General features: G+C 62.0%; 9 protein-coding genes. 7 read left to right on the top strand and 2 right to left on the bottom strand.

All coding sequences use genetic code 11. The annotated features are described in order from the left end of the window. Positions 1-160: 160 nt before the first annotated feature. A complete protein-coding gene (locus tag NKJ81_RS01995; RefSeq protein ID WP_352474097.1) occupies positions 161-1,666 on the bottom strand; it encodes a UxaA family hydrolase in 1,506 nt (501 codons plus the stop codon). Between the two features lie 256 nt (positions 1,667-1,922). Between NKJ81_RS01995 and NKJ81_RS01990 the strand changes: the two genes are divergently transcribed. From NKJ81_RS01990 to NKJ81_RS01960, 7 genes are all read left to right on the top strand, one after another. Further along, positions 1,923-2,825, top strand: coding sequence for a GntR family transcriptional regulator (locus NKJ81_RS01990; protein WP_352448373.1), 903 nt, complete (start codon positions 1,923-1,925; stop codon positions 2,823-2,825). Positions 2,826-2,944: 119 nt separating this feature from the next. Then, on the top strand, positions 2,945-3,301 hold the full coding sequence (locus tag NKJ81_RS01985) for a DUF2946 family protein (protein WP_352539442.1): 357 nt from the start codon (positions 2,945-2,947) through the stop codon (positions 3,299-3,301). Between the two features lie 99 nt (positions 3,302-3,400). Continuing rightward, the gene (locus NKJ81_RS01980) at positions 3,401-3,937 is read left to right on the top strand and encodes a copper chaperone PCu(A)C (RefSeq protein ID WP_352539441.1); all 537 of its coding nucleotides are present in this window, start codon (positions 3,401-3,403) and stop codon (positions 3,935-3,937) included. Between the two features lie 25 nt (positions 3,938-3,962). Further along, positions 3,963-4,481 carry a YcnI family copper-binding membrane protein gene (locus tag NKJ81_RS01975; protein WP_352539440.1) on the top strand — a complete coding sequence of 173 codons (519 nt, stop codon included), beginning with the start codon at positions 3,963-3,965 and terminating at the stop codon, positions 4,479-4,481. Positions 4,482-4,537: 56 nt separating this feature from the next. After that, on the top strand, positions 4,538-6,166 hold the full coding sequence (locus NKJ81_RS01970; protein WP_352539439.1) for a copper resistance CopC/CopD family protein: 1,629 nt from the start codon (positions 4,538-4,540) through the stop codon (positions 6,164-6,166). Between the two features lie 294 nt (positions 6,167-6,460). Continuing rightward, positions 6,461-7,885 carry an NADP-dependent phosphogluconate dehydrogenase gene (gnd, locus tag NKJ81_RS01965; RefSeq protein ID WP_352539438.1) on the top strand — a complete coding sequence of 475 codons (1,425 nt, stop codon included), beginning with the start codon at positions 6,461-6,463 and terminating at the stop codon, positions 7,883-7,885. 856 nt (positions 7,886-8,741) lie between these two features. Next, a complete protein-coding gene (locus tag NKJ81_RS01960) occupies positions 8,742-10,370 on the top strand; it encodes an ATP-binding protein (RefSeq protein ID WP_352539437.1) in 1,629 nt (542 codons plus the stop codon). A 269-nt stretch (positions 10,371-10,639) separates the two neighbouring features. Here NKJ81_RS01960 and NKJ81_RS01955 read toward each other — a convergent pair whose 3' ends face one another. Next, entirely contained in the window at positions 10,640-11,689 is a 1,050-nt protein-coding gene (locus NKJ81_RS01955) for a LacI family transcriptional regulator (RefSeq protein ID WP_352539436.1), read from the bottom strand. Positions 11,690-12,014 lie beyond the last annotated feature (325 nt).

Genomic DNA, 12,014 nt, shown 5'->3' with positions numbered 1-12,014 from the left:
TGCTCCCTCGGAATTCCGCTGCCAATCTCCTCCAATATCCCGTATGGAATATTAATTCCATCACTCAGTCAATATGGAATGTTCATTCTTTTTCGGGAGCGTTGGAACTGTGACGCCTGGCGATCACGTCCGGTGTTCGCGACTATTGCGCATGTCCGGCTTAGAGCGTCGCTCCGAGATGCCAAGGCACGAACTCGTTGTCGCCGTAGCCGAACTCTTCGCTCTTGGTCTTGCGGCCCGAAGCCGTCTCGACGATCAGTTCGAAGATCTCGCGGCCCATGCCGGCGATGGTCTTTTCGCCCGAGGCGATGACGCCGCAATTCACGTCCATGTCCTCTTCCATCGTGTGATACATGGTCGAGTTGCTGGCGACCTTGATCGACGGCGTCGGCCGGCAGCCGAAGCAGGAGCCGCGGCCGGTGGTGAAGACGATGACGTTGGCGCCGCCCGCCACCTGGCCGGTGGCCGAAACCGGGTCGTAGCCGGGCGTGTCCATGAACACCAGCCCGTGCCCGGTGACCTTTTCGGCATAGCCGAAGACGCCGTTGAGCGGCGTCTGGCCGCCCTTGGCGACCGCGCCGAGCGACTTTTCCAGGATGGTGGTCAGGCCGCCGCGCTTATTACCCGGTGAGGGATTGTTGTCGATCGATGCGCCATGCTTGGCGACGTGGTCTTCCCACCATTTCACATAACCGTCGAGCTTGGCGGCGATCTCGGGGGTTGCGGCGCGATAGGCGAGCAGGTGCTCGGCGCCGTAGATCTCCGTTGTCTCGGAAAGGATGCCGATGCCGCCGACGCCGGCCAGGATGTCGACCGCGGCACCCAGCGCCGGATTGGCGGTAATGCCGGACATGCCGTCGGAGCCGCCGCATTGCAGGCCGACGACGATCTCGCTGACCGGGATCGGCTCACGCTGAAGCTTGCCGACCTCCTCGGCGATCTCGGCCAGCACGACCAACGCCTTCTCGACCGATTTGCGCGAGCCGCCGGCTTCCTGGATGTTGAAATGACGTTTTCCCGCGGCAACGCCCTTCTGGCCGTAGAGGGTGAGCTGGTTGACCTCGCAGCCGAGCCCGACCATCAGCACACCACCAAAATTCGGATGACGGGCGTAGCCGGCCAGCGTGCGGTGTAGCACCATCATGCCGTCGCCGGTGGCGCTCATGCCGCAGCCCTGGCCGTGGACGATCGGGACGAAGCCGTCAATGCCGGGATATTGCGGCAAAAGCGTGCGGTTCGCCGCGTCGGCGATGGCGTGGCAGACGGTGGCCGAGCAATTGACGCTGGCGAGAATGCCAATGAAGTTGCGCGTACCGGCGCGGCCGTCGGCGCGGCGGTAGCCCATGAAGGTGCGGGCGCGGTCGGCCTCGGTCGCATGCACTGCCTCGCTCGGCGGCACCACCGGCAAACGCCCGCTTTCGAAGACCAGATTGTGCGAATGGACATGCTCGCCGGGCGCGATGTCCTGCGTGGCGCGGCCGATCGCCTGGGCGTATTTGACCACGGCCTCGCCGGCCGCAATCGGCTTGATCGCCACTTTGTGGCCCGGCTCGATCACTGCGGCGGCGACGGCGCCGCCCGGCAGCACGGTGCCGATCTCGATGCGGCCATTGGCGACCGCGACATTGTCGGCGGGAGACAGAAGAATGCTGTTTGCGGCGTTCACGGGAGCTTCCTGGGTGTGTTCCTGGGTGCGCGAGCGGATTGACACGCGGCTCTTAACATATAATGTCTTTTATCGTGAAAAAACATTTTTGCGTCAATTGTTTTTTCGCCAGAGCGCGACGCGTCTTTTGGATGCGAGAAGTAGGCTCTACAACCAAAACTAGCGTTGCGCATGATGTTTTCCGAAAAGGTACCGGTTTCATGCGCGAGAAACGCTTCACACTGGCCGCAAACGCCGATGCGCCACGGGGCAGGGGATGTCGAAGAGCAACAACGTTTACAAGGACGCCTATAATCGCGGTCTGAGGCTGCTCGACGAAACCAGGAGCCTGCCTTCGGAGCCGGAGCTGGGTACGCTGCTCGGCGTCAGCCGCACGACGGTCCGCACTATCCTTGCGCGCATGGAAGAAACCGGGCTGATCGACTGGAACAAGCGCAGCAAAACGGTCCTGCGCGAACCACGACCGGACGATTTCTTCCCCGAGGAAGAAACCGACACGCTGGCCGAGATCATCGAGCGCTCCTTCATGCGGCGGCTGCTTGCCAGCGGTGCCGAAGCCGGCATGCAGATCAACGAGCTCGAACTGGCGCGTGAGATCGGCGTCGGCACCACCAGCGTGCGCGAATTCCTGATCCGCTTCTCGCGCTTCGGGCTGATCGAGAAGCGCCGCAACAGCCACTGGGTGCTGAAAGGCTTTACCCGCGCCTTCGCGCTGGAGTTGACCGAAATCCGCGAGATGTTCGAACTGCGCTCGGCCGCAGCCTTTGCCGCTCTGCCCGAGGACAGCCCGGTGTGGGCCGACCTCGACCGCCTGGAAGACGAGCATCACCGGCTGGAGCGCGAGATCGCCGTGCGCTTCAACGAATTCTCCGAGCTTGACGAGCGCTTTCACCGGCTGATCCATCGGGCGTCGCACAACCGCTTCATCGTCGATTTCTACGACGTCATCGCCATGATCTTCCACTACCACTACCAGTGGAACAAGGCGCAGGAGCGCGAGCGCAACGAAGTCGCGGTCCAGGAGCATCTCGCCTATATCGCCGCGCTCAAATCGCGCGATCTCGCCAAGGTCGACGCCGCCTGCCGCAAGCACCTGAAATCGGCCCGCCACACGCTGCTGACGTCCATTCCCGAGGGCAGGCAGCCGCAACGCGCGTGATTGTGTTGCGTTGCCGCAGCAACGTTTTGGCGATTTTCCGGCCGCCGGCTCCGTGCTAGAGAGCTGACGTTGCTGCGTGAAGAGGCTGGTTCTTGACCATACGCCGGAGACGATGGAGCATGCCGGTCGCGTTCGCCGCGGCGTGGCTTTTCATGCTCCAGTCGATGTTCGGCGCGTTTGCTTCCGGCGGCGCGCCGAACGCCTCGCAATTCGATGCTTTCGGCAACACGATCTGCACCCATGACGGTGCGACGCAACTCCCCGCCGGCGATCCGCATCAGCAGCACATGCCGGCTTGCTGCATGCTTGGCTGCAACCTCGTTTCGGCGGTCTACGCGCCACCCGATGCCGCCGGGAGCCTGGCTCGCAGCCTTTCCGTCGAAACCATCGCCTTTTTCCTGCCGGCCTTCCGGCATCGCGATTTCGCCCGCGCCCGCACTCCGTCCAATCCGCGCGCACCACCGGCGACGGCCTGATCCGTTCTGGTTCGCGCCGCGCAACGCTTTGCCGGCGCGTTTATCGACATCGTTCGCGACCGGCCATCGGCGCGATCCCCTAAAGTCCACGGAGCAATCATGTCTCACTCTTTTCGCGCTGCCGCATCCAGCCGCAGGCGCTTCTCACTGGGTCGTTTCGAGCAGCGTCTCGGCGTCGCCCTTTGCGTTCTTGCCCTCCTGTTCGCCAGCGCCCAGACGGTGTTGGCACACGAGTTCAAGCTTGGCGATCTCGAGATCGGGCACCCCTGGTCGCGCGCCACGCCAGCCGGCGCCAAGGTGGCCGGCGGCTACTTCACCATCACCAACACAGGCAGTGCGGCGGATCGCCTGCTGTCGATCACCTCCGACATTTCGGCCAAGGCCGAACTGCACGAGATGGGCGTCAGCAATGGCGTCATGACCATGCGGCCGGTCATCGGCGGCCTCGAAATCCCGGCTGGCGGCAAGGTCGCGCTGGCGCCTAACGGCTATCATTTGATGTTCATGGATTTGAAGCGGCAGCCCAAGGAGGGCGAAACGTTCTCCGCCACGCTGACCTTCGAGGAAGCCGGGCCCGTGCAGATTGAATTCGCCGTGCAAGGCATCGGCAGCGCGGCGCCCCAGGACGACGACTGACTTGGCCGCTTCGAGAGGTACCGTCATGACGAAATCTCTTTTGCCCGGCTGCGTGCTTCTTGTCCTCGGGACCAGCGCGGCCTTTGCCCACATCACGCTCGAAACGCCGGAGGCGGCGGTGGGCTCGACCTACAAGGCGGTTCTTCGGGTGCCGCATGGCTGCGAGGGCAAGGCGACGACCGCGCTGCGCGTGCAGATCCCGGAAGGGGTGCTCTCGGTCAAACCGATGCCGAAGCCGGGTTGGACACTGCAGGTCAAGAACGGCAAATACGAAAAGTCCTACCAGCTCTACGGCCAGGCAGTGACCAGCGGCGTCAAGGAGATCGACTGGAGCGCCGGCAGCCTGCCGGACGAGTTCTACGACGAATTCGTCTTTCGCGCGACGCTGGCGCCCGACCTGCCGGCAGGCCAGACGCTGCATTTCCCGGTGGTGCAGGAATGTGACGGGGTTGCCGATCGCTGGATCGAAATTCCGGCGGCCGGGCAGGCTGAGGACGCGCTGGAATTTCCGGCGCCCGGCCTCAAGCTGCTGCCGAAGAAATGATCCTTACGCGGCGCGCTCTATCCGAAAGAGCGCGCCGCTGTCTTTGTGGCGGTGACATGAGTGCGGCATCCATCCTGCGAACGGCCTGCACAACCGGCCGGCTTGCCATCGGCCTGCTGGCCGTGATTGTGCTGCTTGCCACCATTGCCGCGCCAAACGCAGCCTTCGCCCATGCGGCGCTGATCAAGGCCGAGCCGGCTGACGCCGCGGTGCTGGCGCAAAGCCCGTCGCAAATGTCGCTGACCTTCAGCGAACCGGTTTCGCCGCTGGTGCTGACGCTGGTGCGGCCCGACGGCACGGCGGTTCCGCTGACGTCCTTTCGGCTCAGCGGCCAGACCGTCGAGATCGACAATCCGCAGGCGCTCACGTCGGGCACACATGTGCTGAGCTGGCGGGTAATCTCCGCCGACGGGCATCCGGTCGGCGGCTCGGTGCTGTTCTCGGTCGGTGCATCGAGTGCTGCGCCGACCGTTGCCGAAGCCGTCGACCGGGGGCTTCGAACGGCGATTTGGATCGGCAAGGTTTTTCTATACATCGGCCTGTTTTTCGGGGTCGGCGGTGCCTTTGCGCAGGCCTGGTTGGCGCAAGGCGGGCGATCCGGCCGGAACATGATCGTCGCTGCGATCCTGTGCGGGTTGGCGGCGGCACCGCTGTCGCTCGGTTTCCAGGGGCTGGATGCACTCGGTGCGCCGCTCGCCCGGCTGGCGCAGCCGGTCATCTGGCAGACCGCGCTCGGTACCAGCTTTGGCTGGACGGTGTTGATCGCGCTGATGGCGCTCGGCCTTGGCCTGTTGTCGCTGGTCGTGCCGCCCGCCGACGCAAGGCCGCTCGCCTTGGCCGGACTGGTCGGCGTCGGCGCTGCACTTGCCGCCAGCGGGCATGCCAGTGCCGCCGAGCCGCAATGGCTGACAAGGCCGATGGTGTTTCTGCACGGCGTCGGCATTGCTGTCTGGGCCGGAGCGCTGACGCCGCTCGGTCTAGCCTTGAAACGGCAGCCGGCCGAAGCCGGGCCGTTGCTGCGCCGGTTTTCGCAAGCGATCCTGCCCGTCGTGGTCGGGCTTGCGGCAGCCGGCATCGTGCTCGCCGTCATCCAGGTGAAAACGCCGTCGGCGCTGGTCCACACTGCCTATGGCCGGCTGCTGCTGATCAAGCTGGTGCTGCTTGTCTTTCTGTTCACGCTCGCTGCCGTCAACCGCTTCAAGCTTACGGTCCCCGCCGAGGCGGGAAAGACGGAAGTCCAGAGGCGACTGGCCCGCTCGATCGGCATCGAGGTGCTGATCGTGGTCGCGATCTTCGGCATCGCCGCCGGTTGGCGCTTCACGCCGCCACCGCGCGCGCTGGCGATCGCCGCCGCACAGCCGGCATCGGTGCATATCCACACGCTGCAAGCGATGGCCGATCTCAGCATTGTGCCCGGCCATACCGGGCCTGTTGCCGCTTCGATCTTCATCATGACCGGCGATTTCGGCCCGCTCGACGCCAAGCAGGCAACGCTGGTGCTGTCAAAGCCCGATTCCGGTGTCGAGCCGATAAAACGCCCGGCGACGAGGCTTGGCGACGGCACCTGGCGCGTCGACGATCTCGTCATTCCGGTCTCCGGCCGGTGGACGGCGCGGCTCGATATCCTGGTCTCGGATTTCGAGATGGTGAAGATAGAGGCGCCGATCGATATCAGGCCGGAGTGACGTGCTGATAGTCAGGTGATGCCGGCCTGCAAATGGCGGTATCCTGCGCTTCCGGTGCTCACGTACTTAAGTACGCTCCGCTCCGGTTCTCGGAAACCACCTGTTTGGTCGCTTACGCGCCCGTCTTCGACCCCGGCTCGGCCTGACCTGAAGCTCAGCACGCCTCAGGCTGCAAGACAATTCGGCGAGGCGGTTGACGCGGCCGCGAACCCCCGTCAATCATCGCCATCAAGAATGGGCGTCCAACCCAATCGCGGGCTCAAACCAACAAGATCCGAAAGCAGGGAAGAAACGATGGAAAAAGCCGAAATAGGCCTGATCGGCCTTGGCACGATGGGCTCCAACCTGGCGCTCAATATCGCCGAGAAGGGGCACCGCATCGCCGTCTTCAATCGCACCGCGGCGCGCACCGATGCCTTTGTCGAAAATGCCGGCGCGCTTCGGGATAGGGTGGTGCCCTGCTACAGCCTCGAAGAACTGGCCGCCGCGATCCGGCCGCCGCGGCCGATCATCATCATGGTGCTGGCCGGCAAGCCAGTCGACGAGCAGATCGCGGCATTGCGCGGCGTGCTGTCGGCCAACGACATCGTCATCGACGCCGGCAATGCCAATTTCCGCGATACGATGCGGCGCTTCTCCGAGCTTACCGATTCGGGCCTGACCTTCATCGGCATGGGCGTGTCCGGCGGCGAGGAGGGCGCACGCCACGGTCCCTCGATCATGGTCGGCGGCACCGAAGAGTCCTGGAAGCGCGTCGAAAAGGTGCTGACCGCGATCTCGGCCAAGTTCAAGGGCGAGCCTTGCGCGGCGTGGCTTGGCACCGACGGCGCCGGCCATTTCGTCAAGACCATCCACAACGGCATCGAATATGCCGACATGCAGATGATCGCCGAGATCTACGGCATATTGCGCGACGGGCTCGGCATGGGGCCGAAAGAGATCGCCGAGGTGTTTTCCCAGTGGAACACGGGTCGGCTCAATTCGTACCTGATCGAGATCACCGCCAAGGTGCTGGCCGCCGACGATCCCAAGACCGGCAAACCGGTGGTCGACATCATCCTCGACCGCGCCGGCCAGAAAGGCACCGGCAAATGGTCGGTGATCGAGGCGCAGCAGCTAGGCATCCCGGCCACCGCGATCGAGGCGGCTGTGGCGGCACGCGTGCTGTCGTCGATCAAGGACGAGCGGCTTGCCGCCGAAAAGGTCTATGGCGGCGGCGTGAGCAAGATTTCCGGAGACAGGGACGCCCTGCTCGGCGATCTCGAGCTGGCTCTGTTTGCCGGCAAGATCGCCGCCTACGCGCAAGGATTCGCGGTGATGAGCGGCGCGTCGAAGGAATTCAACTGGAACCTGCCGATGCCGGTCATCGCCAAGATCTGGCGGGCCGGCTGCATCATCCGCTCGCAATTGCTGGATACGATGGCGGAGGCCTTCGGCGCCGGCGGTGCAGCCACCAACCTGTTGATGGCGCCGGCTTTCGTCTCATTGATGCAGGAGGCACATCCGTCGCTTCGCCGTGTCGTCGCAAGGGCGGCCGAAGCCGGCTCGCCGGTGCCGGCCCTGTCATCTGCACTTGCCTATTTCGACAGCTACCGGCAGGGCCGCGGCACTTCGAACCTGATCCAGGCGCAGCGCGATTTCTTCGGCGCGCATGGCTTCGAGCGTATCGACGGGCAGGGTGCATTCCATGGCCCGTGGGGGAGCGGAGCGGGCGGCTAGCGCCGCATAGTTGCCGTTCAGCACGCAGATTGCTGATCCCAGAACCTGCCCTTCATCAACCTCGCGGCCGCGCCCGACGCCGGCAAATGGGGCTTTGCCAATTGTCTGGTTTTGGCGCCACATAGCGGAAGCGGACGTCATTGCGCTGGCGCGCTCACGCCAAAAAAGAATGGAACGTTGAAACCTGACTTCGGCTGGGAGCGACCGGGCCCGCCAGCGCAACATATCGATGCCGTCTGCCATGGCAACCGGGCGTTCTTTTTTATCTATCAATCCGTCGCCACCGCTATGAGCCAGACCAGTCTCAGAGCCCTTCCCGCTCGGGTTCCGCGTTCACCGGGATGCACTAGGCCCGGCAAGCGCTACGAGACACGTACAATAATTCACATAAATGCGCTGCGATTGTCCCCATCTTCTGCTATCGAGGCCGACTTAGGCGAAAATCGCCGTAGCGTATCAAGCCGGATTTGTAAGTACACATTGCAAGGTCATATATTGGTGTCAAACTCCAACCAATCCCGAGCTAACCAAGGCTTCCGCCATTCCATCGACTTGGACCAACTCGCAGCGCGCGAGTCGGAACAGATTGAATGGAAAGAGAACGTGGCGGACATCGAAGACGTCGTACGAACGTTATCAGCATTCGCGAATGACCTAGCCAACCTTGGAGGAGGATACGTTGTCTGTGGTGCACGTGAGGCGAAAGATACCCACGGCTTCCCGGCCTTGATGAAGGTCGGTCTGACAGCCAATCGGCTGAAGGAAAGGTCAGGTTCTCCAACGCTGCCGTGATCGCGTCGCTCCGCCCATCGCTCCTATAGTAGAAGAGCTGCCCAGCGATGATCCTTCTCGACGTTTGCTGATTTTCATCCAGCCATCCACAGGTGATGCGCATAGCGTCCGTTCCGGAGACGACGGCGCCAAGCACTTCGTCCGGATCGGTCGCGAAACGCGAGAGGCGCGGAACGGGACCCTGCGTGAGTTGCTAATCCGTAAGGGAGCGAAGCTGCCGTGGGATCGTCGGCTTTGCAACGGCGCCACAATCAACGATTTGGACTTGCTTGCGTTAAGAGATGCCTTGCAACGGATGAGGATGTTCTCTGCTGAACGAGGCGTTGAAGCTTATCTTTCCGACGAAACAGCGCTTAGTGCAATGGTTCCTCCGCTCTGTGGTCGAGAGCCGCTTACTGGATTATTGCGCCCTAGGAATTTCGCAGTAATCCTCTTCGGCCGTGAGCCGCAGCGTTTTGTTCCAGGTTTGGTCAGCCTTTTTTCTATCTATCCAGGCCGCGATCGTTCTGATGTCTATGCTGAGCGGCACGAACTTTATGGAACTTTGATTGAGCAGTCGAGACGACTCAACGAGTTGTTAGATGTTCAGTCATTCACCACCTTCGACAAGAGCGATAGGGTTGTCCCGAATGCAGTGAAGTATCCAAAGCGCGCTTTGTATGAAGCGATGGGGAATGCTCTTGCTCATCGTGACTACGAAGAGACCGAACCAACGCGCGTCACAGTATTCGAAGATCGTATTGAAATACTATCGCCGGGATCACTGCCTTATGGCGTGAACGCCGACAAGTTTCGGGCCGGGGAGGCTGCGCCACGTTGGCGAAACCAAACGTTAGCTTGGTTCTTCAATCGATTGCAGATAGCGCAAGCAGAAGGGCAGGGGATACCTACTATTCTTCGTGCAATGCGCGAGGAAGGTTGCCCACCGCCGGTATTCGATATTGATGAAGCACGGGTTTTGTGTGTTCTTCCCGCACATCCGCGATACGCAACGATAAGAGAACTGCGGGCCATTGAGCAGGACTTGGCCATAGGTGACATTGTTGAAGCTCAGCGAGCCGTAGCAGATTTACTTAAGCGGGATTCACGTAATGTTCGAGCCTTACAACTCTTCGCAGAAGTCCAAGCATCATTAAAAGATCCTAGGCCGGTGCAGGAGTGGCTTAACACGCGCAGCAATAGTTACCTAGGCCTACCACGCGATGTTCTCGTCCAGTTTGGAGAAGCTCTCCTTTCTGGAGACGAGACAACTGAGGAGCAGCGTGCACTAGCTAGCAAAATTTTAATCCAAGCTGCTGTCGGCCGGCTCGAAGAGCAAGAACTCCGTCGTATTGCTGTAGCCATGATCCGAAGTCGCGAGCAGAAGGCCGCGATTCAGCTGATGGATGATTTCGCTCGAGATCATCCTGAAGTTGAGCATAGCGCGTCGTACCATCAACTTCGTGGTGATGCGCTGATCGGAATGGCGAACAAGTGCTATAACAATGCGCGACGCAGCGGCGTACCGCAACCGGCACGTGAACGGTCTTACGCGCAGTTTGACCAATATGTTGCCAACGCGAATGAGCATCTGCAGAGAGCGATGCGACTAAACCCCGATGGTAGTTTGTCTGCCGTTATCAAGCGGAACATTACTTACCTCCGGGAACTACAAGAGCGAGTCCAGCGCAATCGCCGGCCGCGCCGACATTAAGGGTCCGGCACGCACGTACACGGAATCCCGTATTCGCAACGGCGAATTTCGAGAAGTGCACCAACGTTCGGGAATGACTTGCAAGAGATCGGAGAACGAACCCGCTGCGCGCGCCCATCCCCCGCAGCGGGTTCGTTCTCCGGCCCCAAGGCTGCCAGTCAGCAGCGCGCATTTTGCATTGCAGCCAAGTGGGGTCATTTCGCGTCGCAGAAATGCGGCCAAGACAAATAGATGCGCGGGATGGCCAGTTCAATCTGAACATATCCCGCTCACGCCGGGCGGCGATAGGCCTGGACTTCGCCCGGTTCGCTCAGGCTTTGCAAGGAGCCGGGGGCGGCGCCGCCGATCCAGCCCAGCACCGAGCGGGCGAGTTCGGCGCCGGCCAGTCGGAAGTTCTCGTTGACGACCAGCAATTCGCTGCGAAACAGGTGCAGAAGCTCCGACGATTGTTTGGACACCACATCGACATCGCGGCCAAGCTTGAGGCCGGCGTCTTCGATGCCGGCAACGATGGCGAGCGTCGCGGCGGCGGCGCTGCTGATGAAACCGTCCGGGCGGCTTTCGCGGCGCATCAGCTGCGCGGTCCGCATTCTGATCTGCTCGATCGAATGATCGATCGAAACGGTGTTGAATGGAATCTCGCTGGCGCCGACCTCGCTCAGCGCATCGGCAAAGCCTGCGAGCGTGTGGCCGTGATAGGTCAGCTCGACCGGCGGCGCCAACAGAGCCAGGCGGCGGCGGCCGAGGCCGGCCAGATGGCGCACTGCCTCGGCTGCGAAAGCGTAATTGTCGAAATCATGGTAGGGATGGATCAGCCCCATATCGGTGCGGCCATGCGTGGCAAAGGGGATGCCGCGCTCCAGCATATAACGGGCCCTCGGATCGTTCGGCTGCGTGCGCGAAATGATGACGCCATCGGCTGAACCGGTTTCCACGAGGTAGCGGATGGGGTCGAGCGGATCCTGCGAGCGCGAGTAGGGTGTCACGATCAAATGGTAGGGCGTGTCGGCAATGACTTCGGAAACGCCGTAGATGATATCCGAGACAAAGCTCATGATCTCGTGCTCGGTGTTGAGCACCAGGCTGATGACATTGGTCTTGCCGGTGCGCAGGCGGACGCCGGCACGGTTGGGCCGATAACCGATCTGCTTGGCGACAAGCTGGACGCGCCGCCTGGTCTCGGCGCCGATCTCGGGGGCGTCCTTCAGCGCGCGCGACACGGTGGTGACGCCCAGCCCGGTCATGAAGGCGAGCGTCTTCAGTGTCGGCCGGCCCTGGCCCGACGCTTCGTCGGCCTTCTCTTTTTGATGCCTGTTCATTCATCCCGCCCCGTCAGGCGCATAACAGTTGCCGGACAGGCCGGCAATCGGCCGGCCGCGGGTTCGCCGCGGGCCCTCACCGAATGAAACCGCTATATACTGAAACGTTACAGATTGTCACGACCGTCGCCATATCACTGGTGACAGATGCAGAACGAGCGGTGCTGCAGTCGGTGCAAAACCGTGATTGGAACGGGCTTTTCCGATTTTTTGGCGTCGCAGCATTCCATTTTGCAGTGCAACCCCTCTTGTTGCGATGCGGTAGGCCGACGAGCCGCGTGATTTTATTCGCGCTTCGAAAAAACTTGATGCCACCTTCGCCTGA

The organism is Mesorhizobium sp. M0018, from assembly GCF_040323955.1.
Taxonomy (GTDB): domain Bacteria; phylum Pseudomonadota; class Alphaproteobacteria; order Rhizobiales; family Rhizobiaceae; genus Mesorhizobium.
This window is presented reverse-complemented; position numbering and strand designations above follow the sequence as displayed.